Source organism: Aliivibrio sp. S2TY2, from assembly GCF_028765525.1.
GTDB classification, from domain to species: domain Bacteria; phylum Pseudomonadota; class Gammaproteobacteria; order Enterobacterales; family Vibrionaceae; genus Aliivibrio; species Aliivibrio finisterrensis_A.
The window spans coordinates 41,988-66,954 of sequence record NZ_JARACS010000013.1 but is presented as its reverse complement, the minus strand read 5'-3'; the positions used below and the strand labels follow the sequence as shown (position 1 = coordinate 66,954).

Below are 24,967 nucleotides of genomic sequence, written 5' to 3'. Positions count from 1 at the left end.
AAACACAATAAAAATATAACAACGCTTTATGGCTAAAAAAAGGGAGCTGATTACCAGCTCCCTTTTGTATAAGAAAAAGCAGCAATGCGCACTCTCATAAATTTAGCGTTATTTTTTTTGGCTTAGATAATCATCTTGCAAAAGGTACATTCGTTTAACATCGCAGTATTGACCATTTACAAAAATTTCTTTGATTAAGTGTCCTTCCTCTACAAAGCCGCACGCCTCATACAAGTAAATTGCTTTATCATTATTAACCGCAACATGAAGATAAACTTTATGCAGGTTTAAAATGGTAAATGCATAGTTTAATGCTTTATTAATTAAACTTCTTGCATAACCACAACCTTGAAAGTCTGGTGCAATAATGATTTGAAATTCAGCATTACGGTGAATAGAGTTTATTTCAACTAGTTCAACTAACCCTATAGATTGCTGCTCTTCGTTTTCAGCAATGAAGCGGCGTTCATTACTGTCATGAATATGCTTTCGAAACAAATCTTCTAGTTCATAGTACGACTCGTACGGTTCTTCAAACCAGTAAGACATAATAGAACGGTTATTATTTAATTGATGAATGAAGCGAAGATCCGTTTGCTCTAAAGCGCGTAATCGAATTTGATTATCCATTTTGTTTTCCATTAACAAAAATTAGTCACGTCCAGTAACCTTATTAAGCGTTACTAATTTCGAAAAATACCACTCTTTTATAAAAACGAGAACAACTATTTTAAATCGCTGTTATTTATATTTAGGTTATACCATTCTACATAAGTATTTAACCAGCTAGGATCAACAGTGACTTACTATGATTGATATTATACCCACTAAAATAATAGACATAAAAAAACCGAGCTACTTGAGCTCGGTTTTTATTATCAATAAATTATTGATTAATCTTCGTTGCGAGGTTTACGTGGAGCACGGCTTGCACCTGGAGCTCTTTCGCCACGGTGACTGCCACGGTGATCGCCACCTTTGTTGCGGTCAAAACGACGTTCGCCACCACGGCCACCTTCACGGTTACCACCTTCACGATTACCACGGTAACCACCACGGCTGTTGCCGTTGCTGTTGCCACCACGGTTCTCATCACGGCCACCGCCAGTACGAGGACGACGATCAATTGTTAGGTCTACACCTTCAACAACAACCGCTTTCACTTCATTTTGACGAATACGTAGTTGCTTAAGTTTGCTTGCAACATCTGCAGACATTTTCTTAGGTAACTGTACGTAAGTGTGACCCGGAGCAAGTTTAATTGCACCGATAGCGCCTTTAGTAAAGCCTAATTCGTTAGCTAGAGCACCAACGATGTCTTTAACTTGAACGCCTTGCTCACGACCTACTTCTAGTTGGTACGTATCGAAGTCATCGTTATTGTATTGACGACGCTCACCGCGCTCAGGACGATCACCACGGCCACCACGCTCAGGACGGTCACCACGCTCAGGACGACGGTTTTTCGCACGCTCCATTGCAGCGATCATTGGATCTGGACCTTTGTAGAATAAAGGACGCTTACCTTGCTGACGCTTAAGAAGCATTGCTGCGATTGTCGCTGCGTCAACTTCTAATGTTTCTTGTAATTTAGTTATTAAGTCAGAGAACGCTTCTAGTGCAACGAATTCTTTTTCTGCTGCTAATTCAGCACCAAGAACCGCTAGACGAGCTTCTGCAACTTGATCACGATGTGGAAGTTCAATCTCTACCATTGTAGATTTAGTTACACGCTCAATCGTACGTAGCATACGAATTTGGTTTGTGCGAACTAAAAGAATCGCTTTACCTTTACGTCCAGCACGACCAGTACGACCGATACGGTGGATGTAAGATTCAACATCAAATGGGATATCGTAGTTAAATACGTGTGTAATACGTGGAACATCAAGACCACGTGCAACAACGTCAGTTGCAACTAGAATATCGATAACACCGTTTTTGATGTGGTCAACAGTACGCTCACGTAGAGACTGAGGAATATCACCGTGAAGAGCAGCAGCTTTAAAGCCACGAGCACTTAACCAATCAGCTAGACGCTCTGTATCTTGACGAGTACGAACGAATACGATTGACGCATCAGTTTCTTCCGTTTCAAGAAGACGAGACATTGCTTCGTCTTTTTCAACACCCTTAACGATCCAGAAGTTTTGCGTTACTTTATCAACAGTATGGTTAGTACCAGCAACATCAACACGCGCAGGATCACGTAGGTAACGGTCAACAATTGTTTTAACCATTGGAGGCATAGTTGCAGAGAACAGGATACGTTGAGCTGTATCTGGTGCTTTTTCAAGAATCCAAGTTACATCATCAACAAAACCCATTTTAAGCATTTCATCCGCTTCATCTAGGATGAACGTATGAACTTCGCCTAGGTTTAGACGGTCACGGTTTAGTAAATCTTTAACACGGCCCGGAGTACCAACGATGATATGAGCACCGCGGCTTAGAGCACGCATTTGATCAACGATAGAAGCACCACCGTAGATCTCTAATACTTTAAGACCCTTGATGTTACGACCAAGGTTTTTAACTTCAGCAGCAACCTGAATAGCAAGCTCACGCGTTGGTGCCATGATGATTGCTTGTGGGTTATGTTGCTTAAGGTTGATTTTGTTTAGTAGTGGCAAAGAGAAAGCAGCTGTTTTACCAGTACCTGTTTGTGCTTTACCAAGTGCGTCACGACCAGCTAACAAAAGAGGAATTGATTCTGCTTGGATTGGCGTTGGAGCAACAAAGCCCATTTCGTCAAGTGCAGATAAGATAGTTTCGTCTAAAGCCAGTTGGCGGAATTCAGTAATAGTTTCTGACATTGGGATCCCAATAATTAAACATATAAAAACGGTCCCATTTGCTCAGCAAGTTCCATACACACACACAAGCACTCGGGACAGGACAGTTAATCACCTAATACAACAAAAGAATAGATAAGTGATTAACTCAGGGCGCGGATGATGCCCTAATACGGCAAGAATTACCAGAAAAAATTGAGCAAGTTCACAAATTTAGCTCTATTTTCTTAGTTTTGATAGTTTTTTGTACGCTAAATACCCTTTTTTACATATTTAAGCGGACTTTTGTAGTAATCAATACAGGGCAATAGTAAAGTTAGGTCGTTATTTCTCTTAATTATACGTATGAAGGCTTATGTTTCAAGATAACCCACTACTTGCTCAATTAAAGCAGCAGATACAAGAAAACATCCCTAAAAAAGAAGGGACAGTAAAAGCAACCGACCGTGGTTTTGGTTTCTTAGAATCCGACGATAAGAAAAAAAGTATCTTTATTCCGCCAGCACAAATGAAAAAAGTAATGCATGGCGACAAAGTAGTGGCTTTGATCCGTACTGAAAACGATAAAGAACAAGCAGAGCCAGATCAACTTATTGAGCAATCAATCACTCGATTTATCGGCCGAATCCAGATGTTTAAAAAACGTCTACAGGTAATGCCTGATCATCCTAGCCTAAAAAATGCAATAAAAGCTAAAGCGCGTAAAGGCGTAAATCCAGAAACCTTAAAAGAAGGTGATTGGGTTGTTGCCGAGCTAACACAGCACCCATTAAAAGGTGATCAAAGCTTCTTATGTGAAGTTACGCATAAAATCACTGATAGCGATGACAAGATTGCACCGTGGTGGGTAACACTTGCTCAAAATGACTTGCCAAATTCAGAGCCTGAAGGCATTGAAAACTGGGAAATCAAAGACGATGCCGATTTAGTTCGTTTAGACATGACAGAAACACCATTCGTCACTATCGATGGTGAATCAACCAAAGACATGGACGATGCGCTATACATTAAAAAGCAAGCTGACGGTTCTTTTGAACTAACGATTGCAATCGCTGATCCAACCGCTTACATCACACCAGATGACAGCATGGATAAAGTGGCGCGTAAACGTGGTTATACTATCTACTTGCCTGGTCGCAACATTCCAATGCTACCTCGTGATTTAAGCGATCAATTATGTTCACTTATCGAAAACGAAGATCGTCCAGCGATTTGTTGTACAGTAAAAGTAGCGGCTGATGGCACTATTAATGAAGAATCTATCCACTTCTTTGCTGCAACGATTAAATCTCACGCCCGCTTAGCTTATGACAATGTATCTGATTTCTTAGAAACGGGATCATGTGATAAATGGCAACCAACTGAAGTGATCTCGCAAGTAGTTACTGAACTTCACGAATTTGCGCAAGCGCGTACAACGTGGCGTCAAACTCATGCCGTGATCTTCCCAGATCGCCCTGATTACCGTTTCGAATTAGACGAAGAAAATGACGTCGTTGCTATTCATGCAGATATGCGCCGTACAGCAAATAAGCTTGTTGAAGAGGCGATGGTAACAGCAAATATCTGCGCAGGTAAGACATTACGTAATACGTTTAACATGGGGGTATTTAACTCTCACGCTGGTATTAAATCAGATAAATTGAAAGACGTGATCGAAATTGTAAATCAATTAGATGATGTAGCATTCACAGAAGAGCACATTGCAACACTTGAAGGCTTTAGTGAACTACGTCGCTTATTAGGCAATCAACCAACCTCATACCTTGATGCTCGCATTCGCAAATATCAAACGTACAGTGAAACCGGTAACGAGCCGCTACCACATTACGCAATGGGTTTAGACATTTACGCGACATGGACTTCTCCTATCCGTAAATACAGCGACATGATCAACCATCGTATGTTAAAAGCGCATATCTTAGGCAAAGAACCAGTACAACGCCCTGATGATATTGTCGGTGAAGAGCTGGCATTAAGCCGTCGTTATCACCGTATGGCAGAAAGAAATGTAAGTGATTGGCTATACTGTAGAACGTTAGCTTCAGAAGTCGAAAAAGGCACGGAATTTACTGCTGAGATTTTTGATATTAATCGTGCAGGTATGCGTGTACGCTTAATTGAAAATGGCGCTGCTGCTTTCATCCCTGGTTCATTAATTGTCGATAACAAAGAGCGCATCGAATGTAATGCCGACCAAGGCACTATTTCAATCGATAAACATGAAACCTTCAAACTAGGTGATCAACTTCAGGTGACTTTAGCGGAAGTAAAAGAAGATACTCGTAATATGGTCGCAAAACCATTACAGGCCTTCCCTGCTTTAGAAATGGAAGACACTGTCGAGTCAACTGACGCTTAATTTCAGTTCAAAGATAAATAAATCCCATATCAGTTCTACTGTATGGGATTTATTTTAATCTAATTTAAGCTCACCAGAAAACGGTTCTTCTTCATCTTCTAATTCAAATCGATCTTTATGGACATAAAGCACAATATTTTCAAAGTCTGTATTACGCTCTCTACGATCATTTGCCACCATCTTTTCTGCATTTTCAACAGCAGCAGCAACCATTTCATTATATCGTACTAATTTTTTTTGAGGTGTTGCCGCTAACATATCTAAGCTATAACGAATATAGAGTGTTGGAAGCTGATTCAAAGCAATACATTTCATGTCTGTTATTTGGTCAAGGGTATATAACTGATGGAAATCTAGCTCGATAAAGCGTTTTCCAACAAGAATTTCCATATAGTTATGAATATTTGATTCCATATAGATGCCTTATTGTTATTAAATGCACTAAGTCGCGATGTAAGTATATGAATAGAGTTATCTTATTGGTAGAATCATACCTGTCCTATCAATTTAGTGACATCTCTCTCTTTTTTTAGAATTAGTTAGGATTAGTTAAAAAACAATGTCTTTTAGCCTTCTGAGTCATCCGCTATTTAAATTACTATTACCCTTAATCATCGTTGTATCAGTGATTACCGGTATGGATGGTATTATTCAGCTATCCTCTGAAAACAAAGGTTTTTCATACATACTGCCATATATTGTGTTGTTTATTGTGCTACTTTTAAGCCAGCCTTTCAACCAAGGTCGAGTCGGTATGATCGCCATCAGCATGGCTATTGCCTACTGGGTAATTCAAGAGCGCCTTCAAGTTCCTTTATCGCAAGGAACCACTCGTATTGAATTTACTCTAACCGCATTTTTACTTCCTATATGCATGATGGCGACGTTTATTTTTCCTGAACGCCGGATTTTCTCAAAATATGGCGCTGGTTATTTAGGCATTTTGCTATTTATGTTCTTTTGGTGTTGGATCATTGTGGCGCACTTTGCCGACAATGACATGAGTGAAATGTGGGAGACCTATTTACTTAACATCCCTGAAGTTTCTCCTCTTCCAATTATTGTTGTTCTTTACAGTTTAGTCATGTGTGGGCTTTCTGCTATCTTCGTTCTTACACGCAATAATAGTACAGATTTAGCCTCTTATACTTGTTTACTCTACTCTTCGCTGACTTTTGCTCTATTCAGTGTCGAGTTTATTTCAAGCACCATGTTTTCTATTGCTGGTTTACTTCTGCTCTTATATATCATCTCTGCAAGCCATGAACTGGCCTTTATTGACCAATTAACCGGCATTCCTGGTCGTCGTGCATTAGAGTCAGAAATGAAGCATTTAGGACGTCGCTATACCATAGCAATGCTTGATGTTGACCACTTCAAAAAATTTAATGATACCTATGGGCATGACACCGGCGATGACGTTCTCAAATTAGTAGCCAGTATCATGGCTCAAACAGGTGGTAACGCAAAAGTATATCGTTATGGCGGGGAAGAATTTACCGTATTATTTAAAGGTAAAACCGCAGAGCAGAGCTTAGAATACCTTGAAGAATTACGTGAGGACATTGCTGATTATGACCTTATCATTCGCGATACTTCAACTCGCCCTAAAGATAAAAAAGAAGGGCAAGCAAAACGTGGCAAAGCAAACAAAACGAAAGTGGTGAATGTTACGATTAGTATTGGTGTTGCTGATAATACAGAATATCGTAAGCCTCAAGAAGTAATAAAAGCATCAGATAATGCGCTATATCGCGCAAAAGATGGCGGCCGTAACTGCGTTAGCCTGTAACAAATCATAAGCCTTTATTAAATAGCCGACATAGATATATGTCGGCTTTTTTCTATCAAAACAACATCCCTACTTGCGTATTTAATCTAGCAGTGTCACACTCAAGTTACTAAAAAATATATGATTTGTTAACAACTTAATTATAAACAAGGATACGTTTATGTTTTTAGATTATTTTGCTCTTGGGTTATTGGTGTTTGTTGCCTTGGTTATTTTCTATGGGATCATCGTCATTCATGACATTCCGTATGAAATCGCCCATAAACGTGACCACCCCCATTCAGATGCAATACACATTGCAGGCTGGGTCAGCTTATTTACGCTTCATGTGTTGTGGCCATTCTTATGGATTTGGGCAACCTTATGGCGTGAAGACCGTGGTTGGGGCTTCCACAAAATCGAAAATAACCAATTAGAACTTCAAACTCGTGTTAATCATCTTAATGACCAAGTTGAGCTATTGACTGAAAAATTATCACAGCTAGAAGTGAATCAAGCAAAATCATCACCTAGTCAACCATCTAAAGAGGAGCAAGTATAATGGATTTATTGCTTATTCTTACGTATACCGCGTTATGTATTGCCATCTTCAAAATATTTAAGATCCCTTTAAATAAATGGACAGTTCCTACTGCGGGTCTAGGTGGCGTTGTGCTCGTTGGTACGCTGGTTTTATTAATGAACTACAACCACCCTTTCACGCAATTTGGCAGTCAATTTTATGTAACAACACCCATCGTACCAAGCGTTAAAGGTAAGGTAACTGAGGTAAATGTGGTTCCTAACCAACCTGTTGCTGCCGGTGATATATTATTTAAAATCGATGATATCCCATTTCAAGCAGAAGTTATCCGTAAGCAAGCTGCATTAAACGAAGCAGAGCAAGCGGCTTTACAGCTGGAATCTATCTATAAATCAGCGCAAGCCAATACAATTAAAGCCATCGCTGAAAAAGACAAAGCGTATCGTGAATTTAAGCGTTACGAAAAAGGCTACAAAAAAGGCGCATTTACTGCTCAACAACTTGATACAAGAAAGCAAAACTATAAAGCAGCAGAGGCAACGGTAGAATCTGTTCAAGCTCAAGAGCAACAAGCAAAACTGGCTTTAGAGTCTGAGATAAACGGAGAGAATACAACGGTTGCTCGTACGCGTGCAGAATTAGAACAAGCGCAATTCAATTTAGATGAAACCGTTGTAAGAGCACCAACAGATGGTTATGTGACTCAAATGGCTCTTCGTCCGGGTATGATGGCTGTCCCTCTTCCTTTGCGACCTGTAATGACCTTTGTCCACACAGAAGATGAATTTTTTGTTGGTGCATTCCGCCAAAACTCTCTTCAACGTTTACAAAAAGGATTTAAAGCAGAGTTTTTATTTAGAGCAATCCCTGGTCGCGTATTTCAAGGTGAAGTGGTCGAAGTTATTCCAGCCATTGGTGAAGGTCAAATCCAAGCTTCCGGTGCTTTATTAGGTACAAACGCAATCAGAACAAATGGTCGCGCTTTAGTTAAGTTAAAATTAACTGACGATGTGTCTGAATTTCATCTTCCAGCAGGTTCTAATGCAGAAATATCTGTTTACTCTGATAGCTTTGAGCATGTTTCCATCATGAGAAAAGTACTAATCCGTATGAAATCTTGGCAAAACTATCTATACCTTGACCATTAATTAATCGTATAGAACAAAAGTGCCTTAAGCTTATGTTTTAAGGCACTTTTATTTATATCAACCTCGATACAAATATATTTTATTAAAATCTTAAGTCTGATACTATTCGTTACGAAAAAGCTGTTACAAGAATGTTGCAGCCGTTTGACAGACTCCAATGGGAGCTGTTACGAATATTATGTGAGGACACATGAATACTACCGATAAGTACAGTATTGACAGTACTGATTATGAAGTTGGACAAGACAATATTCAAAAATGGGGTTTTGATATACATAACCAAGTTTTTGGTATTAGTGCTGGTGCTATAATTTTATTTCTTACTGTGCTTCTAATTATGGATCCAGCAGAAGCCAAATCCCTTCTTGACGGCATAAAGTTACAAATCATCGATAATTTTGATGGTTTATTTATGTGGTCTAGCAACATTTTCCTTGTTTTCTGCTTAGGGTTAATCGTATCGCCTTTCGGTAAAATTCGAATTGGTGGCGATAATGCAAAACCTGAACACTCTACAATCTCATGGATGGCAATGCTGTTTGCTGCTGGTATGGGTATTGGTTTAATGTTCTATGGTGTCGCTGAGCCTCTTGCTTACTTCACTGACTGGTATGGTACACCTCTAGATGTTGAACCATTTACCGAAGAAGCTAAAAAACTGGCTCTGGGCGGAACCATGTATCACTGGGGTATTCACCCTTGGGCAATATACGGTTTAGTGGCTTTATCATTAGCTTTCTTTACCTATAACAAGGGCTTACCGCTATCTATGCGTTCTGTTTTCTATCCTATTTTAGGTGATAGAACATGGGGTTGGTTTGGTCATATTATTGATATCATGACAGTACTTGCTACGCTATTTGGTCTTGCTACCTCTCTTGGTCTTGGTGCTCAACAAGCAGCAGGCGGCATCAATCATGTATTTGGTACCGATGGTGGCGTTAATATGCAAATAGGCGTGATCATTTTCGTTACTATGCTTGCAATGATCTCTGTTATTCGCGGTATCGATGGCGGTGTAAAACTACTAAGTAACGTAAACATGCTAGTTGCTGTTGCTTTATTGTTCTTCATTATTTTCATTGGTTTCTCTGATGTAATGAGCACATTACCATTAACGGTAACAGGATATATTGAGAATATTATTCCTCTGAGTAACCCACACGGCCGTGAAGATGAAACTTGGATGCACGGTTGGACAGTATTCTACTGGGCTTGGTGGATTTCCTGGTCACCATTCGTAGGTATGTTCATTGCTCGTGTTTCTAAAGGTCGTACTGTTCGTCAGTTCTTAATCTCTGTAATGATTATTCCAACATTAGCAACAGCATTATGGATGTCTGCGTTTGGTGGTATTGCGATTGAACAAGTGAAGAACAAAGTTGGTGAGCTTGGTGCTAATGGCTTAGAAGACATTACGATGGCACTGTTTAACATGTATGATGCACTGCCAATGAGCACAGCACTGTCTGTTATTTCTATCGTACTTATCATGGTGTTCTTTGTAACGTCATCAGACTCAGGATCATTGGTTATCGACAGTATCACTGCTGGTGGTAAAGTCGACGCTCCTGTTCCTCAGCGTATATTCTGGGCAACCGTTCAAGGTTCTATTGCTGCAGTATTACTATGGGTTGGTGGTACAGAAGCAATGCAAGCACTACAAGCTGGTACGGTTTCTACCGCTCTACCGTTTACGTTTATTCTACTAATGATGTGCGTTAGTTTAATTAAAGGCTTCAGTACTGAAAAGTTTGGTACTGTGCCAAAAACAGGTAAAACAAAAGCATAATTCGTAAAATATTAAAAAAGCCTCGAATAATACTTTATTTATAAAGTTCCTATTCGAGGCTTTTTATTGTCTGAAAATTAGTTACTTATTTTTTATATGCTAACTCTTTATCATCATGAGCTTTCGCAAAATCTGCAATTTGTTGGAAATCATCTGGAGTCCAATAAGGCTTACTTTTTAATGATTCAGGCAATGCCGAAAAAGCGATGTCATTTTTGTTTGGCATTAACTTAAAAGTCACTAAGGCTTCATGCTTCGTTGATACACTTTCTTCTACACCATTCTCAATTCCATTAGGCTTAAGCTCTGTTCCTAAATGGTACTCTCTATGGATCACTACCCATTTATTTGGTAAACGCTTACTGCTGTCCCACCATTTGCCATCCATCTTTTTAATTTGTGCTTTGGACTCTTCTTTTGTACCTACATCTAGCTCAATAAACTTTGCTTTAATCGCTTTAGTCATCGCTAAAGAAAAATCATCTTTGCTTAGTTTAGGTTTAGCAGTAATAACGTCGCTCGCCAATAATGCACCAAGCATATTTGAATACAGATCTTCTGGCGAAAAAGCAGAAGCATATTCTTTAAAGCCACCTACCGATTCCATTCCAAACCATTGAGCTATTTCATGCCACTGAGCGAATCGATAAGCCGTTAGCGCTGCTAATTCAATGCTCATTTTTTGGCGTTCAGTTTCTGTGTAAACGTCAGAACTAGCATGCAACTGAACCACACGATTTTTTAGCTCAGGTGACAATGTAACCTTGTGTTCCGTACCTAAATGAGCATAAAACTCTCCGTAGAGATAATAAGTAAAATCGGCAGTATCCCGAATATGAGCAGAATCTAAAAATCCGCCTTTCTCTGAATAAAAAATGCCATTACTTTCATCACCAAAACCCATCAAGCTGCTTGCAATGCCTTGACTGCCATCGTTATAAATATGATCACCAAGATCATCAATATTTAATACATTCTCAACGGATACAAAAGGAACAGGGATCCCCCCCACTTCAGTTTGTAAATTGGTTCCAAATGCACAACAGGGCCTAACGCCAACAGGTGCTTCTGCAAACGAAGAAAAAGACGCACCATATAAAAGACTGCTAATAACAATGGACGCTATTTTATTTTTCATATTGAATCCTTCTAGAACGCTTCATTTATTTGAAAGTAGACAGCTTGGCTATTTTTCCCTAGACCATAATCCAATCTCACGTTAACCCTTGGTTTAAACGCAAATCGGTAACCTATCCCGTAGGTAGGAAGCCATTTACTATCAAGTAACCCCTGATAACTGTCAGCGATATTTCCTCCGCCGACCCATGCAACCATTCCATGACGTTGATTAAATTGATGACGAACCTCAAGTTGGGAAGAGAGCTGACTATTATCTCTGTATTGCCCAGAGTAGTACCCTCGCATTCTCTTATCACTACCTAGAGCGGATAGCGCAAACCAAGGGGCATCTCCTTGAATATCTTGCGCGTATATTTCCCAAGCAAGAACGGTATCAGACGTCATTTTATAATATTGACGATAATTCACAGTTATCTCATCAAAATCAACATCGGAACCAAATTCAGAACGATAAGCATTCCAGTTAATACTAAATAGCATTCCTTTATACGCATTAAGTTCAAAATCGCGGCTGTCATATTCAACACTTAACGTTGCTGCACTTAAAAATGCATCTTTCAGTTCGCTTTGATTTAATGTATCAGTATCTGACGAAAGCTTACGATAGCTCTCCATATCAGCACCAAAAAGTACATAGGTATTTGGTAAAAATTGATAAGCTACTTTTGGCGTAAAGCCTAGTATTTGAGCTTCAACAAGAGTCTTATTACTGTCTATTTCAGCAGCTTGTTTACCTACGCCCCAATAGTATTCAGGGGTATGACTTGCTTTTGCTTGAACCAACAAACGTAAATCATCATTTTCAAAATACGTTCGGTTATTAATGCCAATTCCATAAGACCCAGATGTTGAACCATACCCTGTAATGCTAACCGTAGATAAAGGGGCGCTATCGATATCTTCAAGAGGTGAATACAAACCTACAGCAGCAACTCCGATCCCAAAGCCTTGCTCAGGATTAGCAAAAGGTCCCGGAAGCACAGCCCAGTCAATCCCTTTACTGACATCAATATCTTCTGATGAACCTAACTCTTCAAGGAAGGTATCAACCCAACTTTGTTGTTCTTTCGCAGAGATCGATATTGCACAGCAACTTAGCAAAACTGCTGTTGATATATTCAATAACTTCATGATCTAAAATCGCATATCAACGGTTAAGAAAAGGCTTTTGCGCTTACCTAAACCTGCTTCACCCAATAGATATAAACCATCATCAAGTTTATATTGCATACCAAGTAAGGTATTCCACGGAGTCACAAGACGCTGCTCTACGTTGAAACGACCTTCATCATTTTTATTTACAAGTCCAAGAAGTCCTTCTAAATTTGGTGGAAGAGATAAATCAGAAAGTTTTCCAGATAAAGATTGCTCAACATCTTGATACATAGCACCAACCCATATACGAAGCGGCGCTCCTGAGCGAGTAAAGTCATAGCCAATTCGAGGTGACACGACTATAGAACTAATTGTGCCATCAATAACATTCAACTCAGTTTCTGTATAACTTGCATCAACTAATGTGAAAATATCTTTATAACCACCAGCCAAAACAAAGCCTGCGCCATAAAGAGTGCCATTAAGGTCTAATCGAAAAGGCATTGGATCTTTTGATATAAATGGTGCGTCTACACTAATTGTTGTTTCTGAATAACCTTTCATTTGTCCAACAATTGCATATAAATTCAAAAAAGGAAATAACCAAACATCACCACGTAATGTCAGTACTTCACTCATTTGTTCTCCAGCTCCAGCATCAACTTTTACCCATGATTCAGGTAATGGGAAATTCCCTAACTTTAAGCCCTCAAACCCAATACTATCAACCGAAATATCTTGGGTTTGCTTCATGTAACTAACGTTAAGACCAAATGCTTCAGGAAGCGTATATCCTCGCGCTTCCGCTTCTTCTTTCCAAATAGGTAAGGTAAAAGATTCTGCAAATAAAGAAGAGGAATAAGATAAAAACAATAAGCAAAGTACAGAAAGTGCTCTTTGCGACATAAAGACTCCAATACTGAAGGGAAAGAATCCAAAAGTGGCTTCAGCTTTTTTCGGCATGATACGCCTCAAACTTAGACATTCAACTTAATTTTACACTATTTTACATATGAATAAGTCAAGTCTAAGATTTGATAAATACAGAGTAAACTATGGACAAGATCGCAAAAATTAAGATAAGTTTTATAACTATAAATAGAAATAATACAATTCAAGCTATGGAGTAACAGACAATATGATAAAAGAGGCATCTATCTTTTATTGCTTGTTGGCTTTGTATAATAAAAATGCCAGAGTGAAGACTTATTTATCTTCATGCTGGCATTTATCATTCATGACTAATAAGAACGGTTTATTAACGCTTGTTCTTACCGCGATTCGAATGAATTTTCATCTTCGCTTTCATTTTTCTCTTATCTGCTGAGCGACCACGACTTTGTCTTGCACCCTCTTCTTTTACTGGTGCATTTGGATCAGGCTCATAACCTTTTAACCACTCTTGAGGTAAACGAGTATCAAGTAATGCTTCAATGGCTTGTAATAAATACTCTTCATTACTGCTCATTAGTGAAATGGCTTTACCAGTACAACCTGCTCGGCCTGTTCGACCAATACGGTGAACATAATCTTCCGCTTTAAATGGCAATTCGTAGTTAATCACACATTCTAATTGCTCGATATCCAAACCACGAGCAGCAATATCTGTAGCAATTAATGCTCTAACTTTACCCGTTTTAAACTCTTCTAACGCACGTAAACGCGCACCTTGGCTTTTATCACCATTAATAGATACTGCTTTTATGCCGTCTTTTTTCAGCTCTTTAACTAATTCATCCGATCCTTGCTTCGTTTTAGTAAACACAAGTACCTGTTGCCAGTTACGAGAACCAATTAAATAGGCAAGTAGTTCACTTTTACGGTGTTTATCAACAGGGTAAACCATCTGTTCAACTGTATCAGCAGTACTATTTGTCGGTGTCACTTGAACTTCTTTTGGTTTATGCAACATATAGTAAGCAATCTCTCTTACTTTTTTGCTAAATGTCGCAGAGAAGAATAAGGTTTGATGCTCAGCAGGCATTTTACGTAAGATCTTTTTAATATCAGGAATAAAGCCCATATCTAACATTCGATCGGCTTCATCTAAGACTAAATATCCCGCTTGATTTAAGGTAATGGTATTAATATGCAAAAGATCCAATAGACGCCCAGGCGTTGCGACTAAAATATCAGCGCCACCGACTAAATTGTCTTTCTGAACATTAATGCTTGTGCCACCATAAGCAACCACCACTTTAATATTGGTACCTTTGGTATAACTGACTAAGCTATCGAATACTTGCTGTGCTAATTCACGCGTTGGCGTTAAGATTAAGCTGCCAATCACTTTTGAGTTCTGAGTACGATTAATCGGATTTTCAATTAATCGCTGAATAAGCGGTAAACCAAAAGCGGCGGTTTTGCCTGTTCCTGTTTGCGCTCCGGCAAGTACATCATGTCCTTGTAATACGAGAGGAATCGCTTGTTCTTGAATTGGTGTTGCCTCTTTAAAACCCAATTCTGCAACGGTATTCAGTAACTGTTCCGTTAACCCTAATGACGCAAATGACATGATGAACCTTTAAATACGATAATTTTCGCCGATTGTAGCAAACCCTTGCCATTATCCCTATTAGAAGTAAGCGTCATTTTACTTTTCTTATCTCTTTAGATGCAAAAAATCCAGCGTACTTTGCGATACGCTGGATTATCATAGGAAAGTTAAAGATTAATAACTAATGTCGATTATAGGTAGTAACGTGCACCTAGCATCCACTTATTATCTTCTTTATTATTGTAGTCGTTACCTAAATCAAATTGGTAACCAGTAAAGCCAACGAACTTCTTAGTGAAATTGTATTCTGCTTGAATTGCCGAAGTGCTATAAACCGTTTTACTTGCGTCATTATCAACCACAGATTCATAGTTCACACTTAGGTTTAAACTGTTATCTAATGCATAAGCAAACAACGCTTCGTATGCTGAGCCGTCTTCGATAAGATTACCATTTACATCGCTATTCATGTTTTCATTCATTGCATAAACACCTGCAACGTATAAACCAGAACCATAGCTACCGTAAGTACCACTGATCACGTGAGATTCTGAGGTTTCTGATTTAGTACCTACCGAGCCATAAGTTACATCACCCGTGTTATACGCGTAGTTTGCAGAGAAGCCAGCAACACTGTAGTTCAATGCGATTTGTGCACGATCTCCATATTTAGCATCCTGAATTTTATTTCCACCAGCATCTGTATGATCGTATGTCTTACTTCCTTGCCAGCCCGCAGCAACGCCTAACTTACCCGCATCACCAAACTCAAACATTTTGCCGTAGCTCAGCATCTCTTCTGCACGACCCGTACCTAAATTACCGTGATCTTCATAGATAAAGTCATTGGCAAAGGCGATTGGCATATCAGCAACACCTGCAACACTGTAATAAGGTGCCCATTGTGTACCAGCAACCATGCGACCAAAGTCATTGTGCGTTACGCCAATGTAACCTAAACGAGTTGTAAATGCGTTCTCGCCACCATCTAAGTAATTAAGTGCCCACTCACCTTTTGCATCAGCAACAAAGCCATTACCCAAGTCATGCGTCGCATTAAAGTTTAAACGTGGAGAAACCGCAGTTAAACCAGTATCACCTTCATCAGAACCTTCTAAAGCAACCGATACGTGACCGCCAATATCAAAAGTAGTGCCATCTTCATTGTATAACTCAACAGCAACTGCATTTGAAGACGCTGCGATAACAGCCAGAGCAAGTAATTTTTTATTCATTTCAATTTCCATTTAAAAGTAGTCTTTTATGCTTTTTATACATAAAAGATCCAAACGACCAACAATTGAAATGAAGATAAACAGTTTTAAAACACAAGTAGAGTAAATCGTTAACAAAAGATCAAATAGAAAATAAATTTTATATAAAAGCACTTGATATGCATACGATATTTTTTTGTTTATCAAATGTATCTAAATGTTTTATTGATGTTTTTTTATCTATATCGAACAATTTAATTTTGGATAAAATGTATAGAAACGGACCAATCAGAGCAATAAAAGGCCAAACAGTCTATTTAAATAAAAATAGGGGTTTACAAGAAAAGCCATTCCCCCTATTATACGCGGCATCGGAGGGATGGCTGAGTGGTCGAAAGCACCGGTCTTGAAAACCGGCAACCGTTAATAGCGGTTCTAGGGTTCAAATCCCTATCCCTCCACCAAATTAAAAGATTAAACCGCTGTTTTTACAGCGGTTTTTTATATCTGTACTATCGAAAATCGCCTTGCACAGAAAGGTGGCACAGATGTACTTATTAAGACTTCCAAATAGCGTCTACTATACTCGTATCGCTACTCCACTTTCACTCCGTGAAAGTGGTTATCCTAACGAACTAAAATTCTCCCTACTTACTCGTGAGCGTAAAACCGCTTATCGTCGAAATGTTGAGCAAGTTCAATTGCTTCATGCGTTGTTTGAGAAAGCCATTGCGCTCTCTTTAACGATTGTCGAGTTTAAAATTGAACTGGCTGAGTCGATTAACGCTCTACGAGCCGCTTATAACGCACAACCTGAGACTCAAACCAAAGCCCCTAAGCTTGTGGTAGATCCTTTACCAAAAATAAAAATCGCCACTACCCCCTCACCTGGTATTACTACAAATACGCTCACTGAATTTATTCAATCTAAGCAATTAGAAGGTGTCACACAACTCACCCTTAATCAGTTAGAGCAACGATGTAATGATTTTTTAGGCTATCTAAAAGAATTAAATACAGATAAGCCCACCAATAGTATTGCAATGCACTATCGAGACCGATTACTCAAACGAAAATTAAGCAGCAAAACTTTAAAAGACTACATTGCGGCAAATAGACAGTTTTTTAATTGGTGTTTAGCTCATGAGCTTATTACGGCTAATCCATTTGCTGTCGTCAAAACATCCTCTAAAAATGCAAAGAGTGCTCAAGAGCAACGACAACGTTGGAAAAATGAGGATTTACAGAAGCTATTCTCAAGCGACGCTTATCGCAAACAAAACACAGACTTTAAGTGGATAACCTTATTGATGCTTTATCAAGGCTGCAGGCCGTCAGAAGCTTGTCAGCTTCAAGTTCGGGATATCAAGCAAGGCGAACTGCCTTGCATTCAGTTCTCGGACTCAGGTGACACTCAGAAGCTGAAAAACCAGTTATCCAATCGAACCGTGCCCATTCATCAAACATTGCTAGATATGGGGTTTCTGACCTTCGTGAAAGCTCGCCAACGATCAAAAGAGACGCAGCTCTTTAATGTAAAACCTCGCGGTGCAGATAATGATTGGTCAAAGGATTATAGAAAGACCTTCGGCAACATTCTTAATGATGTGGGATTTAAAGCAGGACAACGAGCAACCGCCTATTCATTCCGCCATACCTTTATTGATGAGTTAAAACGAGCGAATGTCGAAGAGCATGTGGTTTCTGAAATTGTAGGCCATAAGCATCAAAACATGACCTACGGAAGATATGGTAAACGATTGGAGCCAGAGCAGCTTGTAGAGGCCGTAAATCTATTTCAGTTAGACGACGTAGATATCACCTTAAGTGCATAGACAAGTATTGGGGCCAACCTCGAAATAGGCGTTCACTGAAAGTGTGACGACAATGCAACCCGCTGCGCTATCGTCACACTTTTGCTACGCAAAAGATGCACGATATCTGCGGGCAAGAGGAGTGCCTCTTGACTCCCAGCCCACGAAGGTGGGCAGATAGCGTTTTCTAACTCGCTTTTGCCCCAAAATTAGTTAGTGTGAGATTGAGCTTAAATTCAAGTTCTGCAAAGAGGCTTACTAGTTTATGCCTAGAACTCTAAGTAGGCAGCATAATTTACTATGCCACTACAATCCATTTATTAGTAATGTTTGTTCCAAACAAAACATACCTAACTTTAAACACTTATCCTAATATAAATATCATAACAAATCAGGTCGCTTTATTGAGGTTGCTCTAACGTATGATTTTTCCATTTATCTAGAATAAAATCAGCCAATTCCTTACTACGAAATAACAATGACGGGTGGTTATCACTAACTCGCTTCATAATATAGACCTGCCCGTTACCACGTAAAATAACATATTCCTTATCATTCATAGTAATCAAGCCATTTTCAATATTAGAAACAGTAATACTTCCTTTGCTAATCTCACTAAGAACAGGATTTGAGTTCCAATTATTTGATTTATCATCAAGATGATGATAACTATTTTCCTTGATATTCATACCAGTTAAAGGAAAACTATCAACCCCTAACAATAGGTTAGTAATCAACTCCGTTGAACTTGGTTTCAAGTACATTTGAAGATCACCATCAATAGATGTAGCTAAGGCAAACTTATTATCTATAAAAATAAAGTCATCTTGCATTTCAGAACGACAAATTCCTGCGGTATAAGCAACCTCACAGCCCTCTCCATTATCTGGAAATGTCATAAAAAAAGAATTCGGATTAAATTTATCAAACATTAATTCAAATAAGTTACCCTCAATAGAAACCGTATTTTTCTTGATATCAAACTGCCAATTTGCTAGCTCACCATCTCGCGTTCTCCAAAAATCATTAAAACTCATCGATGTATATTTAGTATTATCTAAAAATTCATTCAGTGTTGGTTGCATTGGCACTGTTGACGCTAGACCTGTATCAGATAAGTAAATATTTAAACTATCAAGATCTTCATCTTTATTTACCAAGGTATCAATCTCGTCCTTAATCGTTTTAATTTGTTTATCAAAAATATCGCTTCCCAAATCTTTATTTAATTCACCTACCACACTACGAGCAAAAAGATGCACTTTTTTAGCTTCTGGGTTAGAGGCCTTTAGTGCGATGTAATCTTGACTTAATACTTCAACATCATAACCGAGCTCTGTGGCTAATTCTTGAAGTGTTTTGTTTTGTGCCTTTGCAATAGTAGTAAATGGCGTAATTACTGATCCACTACCATTAGCTACAAGCCTAAAGCTTTGATCTATCGTACCGCCTTTGTCACTATCACGTGTTTTACCTACAATTGCTTCAACAATAATATCAAAATCTCTATCTTTAACTGGTATGCCAATAACACCAGACTCATTTGTTAATTGCTTTAATTTCTCATCATCCTCTGGTATGCCGTTCCCATTACGATCAATGTAAACTTCAGCATCAACTAAATAGCCATCGATAGCTTTAAGAAAATGAGTGTCAGAATTTGAATTATTAGATTTATTTGATTCATTACAGCCAGTTAACAAAGCGGCTACTAAAATCATGCATACTGTTAATTTCGAGCGTGTCATACAGATTCTCGCGTTTTAATTATCTAAATGAAAAGGGGAATGTACTCGAAATAGACAGAGTGCGGATCAGTAAAAATTACTAGGTTTGATTATAATTCAAACCGAAAAGCACTATTTGCGAATAACTTGATTGCATCTTAAACAATTGCATTATCGTAATGGTATTTCAGAAAAAATAATTGTAACGATAACTATAAATGGTTATAGTTTGCGCCGCATTATCAGCCTACGGGCAGTATTTATTAAAATAAATAAGTAGATCCTAGTGAATAGCACTTCTTTTCTTTATGGCTTACGCTATATCATTACATTTATCTTGCTATATCAATTTTCTCTACTATTTTTAGTAGATCCACATGCCTCTGCGTTAAGTACCTTTTTTCCTGCTCCTGCCTTTATATTAGCCATTAGTTTTGTTCAAGGTTTGAAGGTATTGCCGCTTATTTATATTTGTGCCACTTTAGCTAGTTTTTTTGATGTTCCTCCTTGGGAGTTAACATCGTTCAATTGGTTACATATTTTACGTCAAACCTTAACTTATGGCTTGTCTGGTATCGTATTAAAATGGTTATTAGGTTCTAAAATATTCTGTATTATTCACGTAAAAACACTTTGGCCTTTTATCATCACGTGTCTAGTCTCAACATTAATTTCTAGTATGCTTGCATCTGCTCTCTTTTATCATTATGGATTTATCAACTGGCAAAATATTCATAAACTCTTTATATCCTTTTTTATCGGTGATTTCACGGGGTTATTAATGTTTACTCTCCTCGCTTTTTGGCTAGAGTATACTGCTTATAATCGGAATGTAAGGACGCAATTTCTACTCCTAAAACGTAGCGTGCACTCTTTAATACTAGTGCATTGTTTTCTTGCTATTTCACTTAGTGCAGGGCTTTTTATCTTAGTAACTTTAAAGCCTGAGCTTGCTACGTATCACTATTTGCTTCTTCTTCCTGTCACATTAATCTCAGCCAAGTATGGTCTAAAATCAGGGATAACTACCGCATTTATTGTTAACTTATTCGTTGCATTTATTTTCATCTACACTGAAACAACAATATATACAGTAACTGAGATACAAACGTTATTTGCAGTTATTGCATTTATTGCTCTGTTACTCGGGACTTATTACGATAATCAAAAAATATCAAATGAGCGTTTACGTAATAGTGAAATGATGTTGGCAAACTTGGCGCAAAAGTCATCATTAAGTGAACTAGGCTCAACCATTGCACACGAAGTTGCCTCACCTCTACAAGCCGCATTAACCACTAGTCAGCTATCTATCGACCTGCTAAAAAAAGGAAAGGATGTTAGTCGAAGCTTACTACTAGAACTTAATCAAGATGTCGAATTTGCTTTAAGTAAAGCGGTGCAAATTCACCATCGAATTTACAAAGGTACACTTGCAAAGGAAGCTCTTTATATTGAGGAAATAATATTATCAAGTTGCGTTAATGACGCTCTACGTTTATTGAGTGAAGCATATACGAATAATCAAGTTCAATTCAAAGGTATCGATAGTCTCTTTAACGTGACCATAAAAGCCGACCGCCTTTGCATGATGCAAGTCTTCATTAATTTAATTAAAAACGCTATTCAAGCAGATGCTACTTATGTTGAAATTTCAGCACGAACAAGTCATGGATATGTAGAGATAAATATAACTAATGATGGTAAAGATATTGACAATGTTGTCGCTGACCGTATTTTTGATAGCTTATTTACCACAAAAAAAGATGGCTTTGGATTAGGCTTATCGGTTTGTCGAACAATGTTAGAAGGCTTTGGTGGAAAAATAAATTTAATACACAAAGAAAAAACACACCATAAAACAGGTGCAACATTCCAACTATATTTACCTACAGTTAACACATTATCATGACCGTATATTTTATTGATGACGACCCACTATTATTAAAAGCAATGACACGATTATTTCTTATTAATAACCTAAATTGCAAAGGATTTTCCTCTGCAACGGCATTTTTAGAAAGCATTAAAGTAACTTATGAACCTGCATGTATTATACTCGATCTACGCATGCCAGAAATGAGTGGATTAGAACTGCAAAATAAACTAGATGAAATAATGCCTCATTGGCCAATTATTTTTTTAACGGGTCATAGCCAAGTCCATATTGTGGTCGAAGCTATAAAAAAAGGGGCTATCGATTTTTTAGAAAAACCAATTGATAACCATATTTTACTAGAAACCATCAATACTGCATTAACTCGCAGTGGGTCCTTAATTGAGTTTTATCAAGAGAGGCACAAACTGACAAAAAGAGAATGTGTAATAGCTGATTGGCTTGCCTTTGGGTTCTCTTCTAAAGAGATTGCAATAGAATTAAATCTAGCTATTAAAACAGTCGAATACCATAGAGCTAATATTAAATCAAAAATAGATTTAAGCTTATTTAAGAAAAACCTAAAATTAATTTCGTAATACTTAAACTAGCTTCATTCAATCTGTCAGTTAAGTAACAATCATAGACTGAGCATTAAGCATTAAGCATTAAGCATTAAGCATTAAGCATTAATATTTGCACGAACCCCTTCCAACATAATGTTTTATCTGGATTTTATTTTTGTTACTTTTTGGCATTTTTCATTATAGATTTGCAAGCTCAATCAATTCCCTCAACTATTCCTGACCAAGATTTGTGGCTGATACACTCAAATAATGGTAGTAACCATTCATCCACATTTTTGGCTGCTTTAAAAAGTGATACTGAAGGTAATATTTGGAGTGCGATACTACGCCTTATGATTGGTGACAAACCTCCAAAACCAATTGATCCAAAATTGAAGAATCAAATGCATATTTGTTTTCATCTGGTTCAATTACATTTGCTATAGAGCCATGGATTAACGACGCTGGTTTATCTGTAGATGGGATGTGGACTCGGAGAATCCCATCTTTACTTTTTACCGTAAACGTCCGTGATAATATATATTTACTAACCTCAAAGATAAACGTAACATTTCCAATATCATGATAATATTTCGATAATTGGTTTTTAAGCTCAGGTGTATTCTCATTAAACCATTTATTTAAATCATTAATAGCCCGTAAAACTATATTTGCACTTTCAATTTCATTTATCCCTAAGCCTCCACTGCTAATACCACCTCCAGGTCCGAAATATATAGACCCATTTATTTTAACTGGTGAGTTAATATTGTTGCTACGTAATAACTGTCTATCTGATTCAGTCACATCTCTAGAAAGGTCAATAGCTCTATTTATACGATACGGCTCAATTAAATTAGGCCAATTATTTTTTACCGTTAATAACACATCTTCACGAACCCATGAACGATGGTCATAAACGCCAATTATATATGCGCAATCATAAGTAAAAAATACAAAGAGAATTTCTTTATTTCCTTTTATCAACCCTTTATTTTTACCTTTTTCAATAAATTGTGTCCCTAAGTGTAAATGATGAACTCCCCAGTCAATAAGCATTCCATCCACATGTACATCGACATTATTTTGTTGCCTACTTCCACGGGGAGACAAATCTTTACCTTTCTTAATCTCAGAGATAATTTGGTTATACCCTTCAATATAATCTTTTGGGCAAACAAAACCTTTCGCTACTTTGACGTTTCTTGATGTAGGAGTAATCAAATGTCTCGTAATAGTAAACACTTGAGCTAAAGATGGAAGAGGGTCATTCTCTGCTTTAGCTCTATGCCCTAAACGAGTAATTGTATTTACACTCCAATCAAGGACATCTTTTTCAAAATTGTATTTCATATTGTCCTTTGCAATTTTTAACTCCTGCATAACACGTACTAAGTACCTAAAAAGAAGTTATCGGGAATTTAAGCCCTATCATTTCATATAATATCAATCACTTAAGTATTGATAACTTTTCAGTTAGTACTTACCAAGCAATTATACTTAATTTTGACGCCTTAAAACGAGAAACACTCGACAACCTGATATACCGAATGTAGTAAATCGTGCTGAAGAATTTGTATGTTTATTCTACACTTGTACAACTACGACTTTTAATAAATCGATATAACGAATACCCTATGAGAGTAGATATCACGCACGCAAAGATAGAGAATCAAGTTGAAAATACAAATGAAATTTCAGGAAAATCCTCTCTTGGATATCTTCTTTGAAGATCTCCCACAGACTGCTTATTAATTAAATAACTAATATCGGCTTTCATAACCAAAAACAGTTCGTCAGACACAACTTGTTCATAACTATCTTTTAAATTGCTATCCAACTGAGCTGTATAGAAGTAATTTTCTTTTGCTTTTAAGCAATATTTCTCAGTATTCGTAGGATCAAGTTCGTGTGAAGCCATACATGCATCAATCAAATCCAAAACATACTGATTATGTATTTTTTCTTGTTGTTCACTCACATTTGCATAATTCTCTGAGTTACTATTAACTACTTTATTTACAAGATATAAAGATACAAACTGTGATGAAAATGCAAGAGATACTGTTATAACCGTTACGGTAATGAAAGTTAACAGTTTTGAATTAGCAACCACTGATAACAGAGCTTCAAGCCACTTTTTTATTACCCAAAAATTCTTTTCAACAAGACTTAAATCTTCCATTTTATCCTCTTAAACATAAAATTTAATTATACGAATCTGATTAGTATACCTCTACTCTAAATTTAAGGCACGATATAACCAATATGTGAAATGGCAGGTTTCGGGACATAGATTAGAACATTTGTTTGTTAGTAATGTTTGTTCCGAACAAACATTACTAACAAACAAACTTACCTAACATTGACCGATGGTTTCCCAAACATATAATACAAACAATCTGAATTTTCCTTAATTGACCCATAAAAACACAAACATCAGATAAATAATCGGATTTCCTTGACGGTTAACTGTTTTATCGCTATTAATATGTACCAGACATACGGTTAAATTGATTTTTGATAAAAACAGATAACCCATTGTAATTACAGCACTTTTGATTGATAGGTGTAGCATTCAAATCCCTATCCCTCCACCAAACATTAAGCCCTTGATTATTCAAGG

Annotated in this window: 19 protein-coding genes and 1 tRNA gene; 9 read left to right on the top strand and 11 right to left on the bottom strand. The window is 37.7% G+C overall.

Features of this window, described 5'->3' with window-relative positions; all coding sequences use genetic code 11:
• Positions 1 to 108: 108 nt before the first annotated feature.
• Together speG and PVK63_RS16560 are read right to left on the bottom strand one after the other, a co-directional pair.
• A complete protein-coding gene (speG, locus tag PVK63_RS16565) occupies positions 109 to 630 on the bottom strand; it encodes a spermidine N1-acetyltransferase (RefSeq protein ID WP_165367238.1) in 522 nt (173 codons plus the stop codon).
• 263 nt (positions 631 to 893) lie between these two features.
• The gene (locus PVK63_RS16560; protein ID WP_274440777.1) at positions 894 to 2,816 is read right to left on the bottom strand and encodes a DEAD/DEAH box helicase; all 1,923 of its coding nucleotides are present in this window, start codon (positions 2,814 to 2,816) and stop codon (positions 894 to 896) included.
• Between the two features lie 334 nt (positions 2,817 to 3,150).
• Here PVK63_RS16560 and PVK63_RS16555 point away from each other — a divergent pair, with 334 nt between their 5' ends.
• Positions 3,151 to 5,157 carry an exoribonuclease II gene (locus tag PVK63_RS16555; protein ID WP_274440776.1) on the top strand — a complete coding sequence of 669 codons (2,007 nt, stop codon included), beginning with the start codon at positions 3,151 to 3,153 and terminating at the stop codon, positions 5,155 to 5,157.
• Between the two features lie 54 nt (positions 5,158 to 5,211).
• On the opposite strand, the gene PVK63_RS16550 is transcribed toward PVK63_RS16555, so the two are convergent.
• Positions 5,212 to 5,571, bottom strand: coding sequence for a late competence development ComFB family protein (locus PVK63_RS16550; protein WP_130086422.1), 360 nt, complete (start codon positions 5,569 to 5,571; stop codon positions 5,212 to 5,214).
• Between the two features lie 145 nt (positions 5,572 to 5,716).
• On the opposite strand from PVK63_RS16550, the gene PVK63_RS16545 reads away from it, so the two are divergent.
• The 4 genes from PVK63_RS16545 (at position 5,717) to PVK63_RS16530 (ending at position 10,412) form a co-directional block, all read left to right on the top strand.
• The gene (locus PVK63_RS16545) at positions 5,717 to 6,949 is read left to right on the top strand and encodes a GGDEF domain-containing protein (RefSeq protein WP_165371163.1); all 1,233 of its coding nucleotides are present in this window, start codon (positions 5,717 to 5,719) and stop codon (positions 6,947 to 6,949) included.
• Positions 6,950 to 7,109: 160 nt separating this feature from the next.
• Positions 7,110 to 7,490, top strand: coding sequence for a DUF3302 domain-containing protein (locus PVK63_RS16540; RefSeq protein WP_130049163.1), 381 nt, complete (start codon positions 7,110 to 7,112; stop codon positions 7,488 to 7,490).
• Entirely contained in the window at positions 7,490 to 8,620 is a 1,131-nt protein-coding gene (locus PVK63_RS16535; protein WP_130045443.1) for an HlyD family secretion protein, read from the top strand. The genes PVK63_RS16540 and PVK63_RS16535 overlap by 1 nt, the downstream gene beginning before the upstream one ends.
• Before the next feature lie 190 nt (positions 8,621 to 8,810).
• The gene (locus PVK63_RS16530; RefSeq protein ID WP_130086423.1) at positions 8,811 to 10,412 is read left to right on the top strand and encodes a BCCT family transporter; all 1,602 of its coding nucleotides are present in this window, start codon (positions 8,811 to 8,813) and stop codon (positions 10,410 to 10,412) included.
• Between the two features lie 85 nt (positions 10,413 to 10,497).
• Here the strand turns inward: PVK63_RS16530 and PVK63_RS16525 are convergent, their stop codons facing one another.
• From PVK63_RS16525 to PVK63_RS16505, 5 genes are all read right to left on the bottom strand, one after another.
• Complete coding sequence (locus tag PVK63_RS16525; RefSeq protein ID WP_130086424.1) at positions 10,498 to 11,550, bottom strand: DUF4056 domain-containing protein; 1,053 nt, start codon at positions 11,548 to 11,550, stop codon at positions 10,498 to 10,500.
• Between the two features lie 11 nt (positions 11,551 to 11,561).
• On the bottom strand, positions 11,562 to 12,683 hold the full coding sequence (locus PVK63_RS16520; protein WP_130086425.1) for a BamA/TamA family outer membrane protein: 1,122 nt from the start codon (positions 12,681 to 12,683) through the stop codon (positions 11,562 to 11,564).
• A 3-nt stretch (positions 12,684 to 12,686) separates the two neighbouring features.
• Positions 12,687 to 13,553: a TonB-dependent receptor gene (locus PVK63_RS16515; protein WP_130086582.1), complete on the bottom strand. Its 867-nt coding sequence runs from the start codon at positions 13,551 to 13,553 to the stop codon at positions 12,687 to 12,689.
• A gap of 352 nt (positions 13,554 to 13,905) precedes the next feature.
• Positions 13,906 to 15,162: a DEAD/DEAH box helicase gene (locus PVK63_RS16510; RefSeq protein ID WP_130049167.1), complete on the bottom strand. Its 1,257-nt coding sequence runs from the start codon at positions 15,160 to 15,162 to the stop codon at positions 13,906 to 13,908.
• Between the two features lie 173 nt (positions 15,163 to 15,335).
• Positions 15,336 to 16,379: a porin gene (locus PVK63_RS16505; RefSeq protein ID WP_130086426.1), complete on the bottom strand. Its 1,044-nt coding sequence runs from the start codon at positions 16,377 to 16,379 to the stop codon at positions 15,336 to 15,338.
• A gap of 352 nt (positions 16,380 to 16,731) precedes the next feature.
• Here PVK63_RS16505 and PVK63_RS16500 point away from each other — a divergent pair.
• Positions 16,732 to 16,822: transfer RNA gene (locus PVK63_RS16500), tRNA-Ser, on the top strand.
• Positions 16,823 to 16,906: 84 nt separating this feature from the next.
• Positions 16,907 to 18,193, top strand: a complete 1,287-nt coding sequence (locus PVK63_RS16495; protein WP_274440775.1) for a tyrosine-type recombinase/integrase — start codon at positions 16,907 to 16,909, stop codon at positions 18,191 to 18,193.
• Positions 18,194 to 18,573: 380 nt separating this feature from the next.
• Here the strand turns inward: PVK63_RS16495 and PVK63_RS16490 are convergent, their stop codons facing one another.
• Entirely contained in the window at positions 18,574 to 19,920 is a 1,347-nt protein-coding gene (locus PVK63_RS16490; RefSeq protein WP_274440774.1) for a hypothetical protein, read from the bottom strand.
• Positions 19,921 to 20,185: 265 nt separating this feature from the next.
• Between PVK63_RS16490 and PVK63_RS16485 the strand changes: the two genes are divergently transcribed.
• Together PVK63_RS16485 and PVK63_RS16480 are read left to right on the top strand one after the other, a co-directional pair.
• Positions 20,186 to 21,811: an ATP-binding protein gene (locus PVK63_RS16485; RefSeq protein WP_274440773.1), complete on the top strand. Its 1,626-nt coding sequence runs from the start codon at positions 20,186 to 20,188 to the stop codon at positions 21,809 to 21,811.
• Positions 21,808 to 22,374 carry a response regulator transcription factor gene (locus PVK63_RS16480; RefSeq protein WP_151656254.1) on the top strand — a complete coding sequence of 189 codons (567 nt, stop codon included), beginning with the start codon at positions 21,808 to 21,810 and terminating at the stop codon, positions 22,372 to 22,374. The genes PVK63_RS16485 and PVK63_RS16480 overlap by 4 nt, the downstream gene beginning before the upstream one ends.
• Positions 22,375 to 22,692: 318 nt before the next feature.
• Here PVK63_RS16480 and PVK63_RS16470 read toward each other — a convergent pair whose 3' ends face one another.
• The gene (locus tag PVK63_RS16470) at positions 22,693 to 23,724 is read right to left on the bottom strand and encodes a hypothetical protein (protein ID WP_274440772.1); all 1,032 of its coding nucleotides are present in this window, start codon (positions 23,722 to 23,724) and stop codon (positions 22,693 to 22,695) included.
• A 289-nt stretch (positions 23,725 to 24,013) separates the two neighbouring features.
• Positions 24,014 to 24,526, bottom strand: coding sequence for a hypothetical protein (locus tag PVK63_RS16465; protein ID WP_274440771.1), 513 nt, complete (start codon positions 24,524 to 24,526; stop codon positions 24,014 to 24,016).
• Between the last annotated feature and the right edge of the window lie 441 nt (positions 24,527 to 24,967).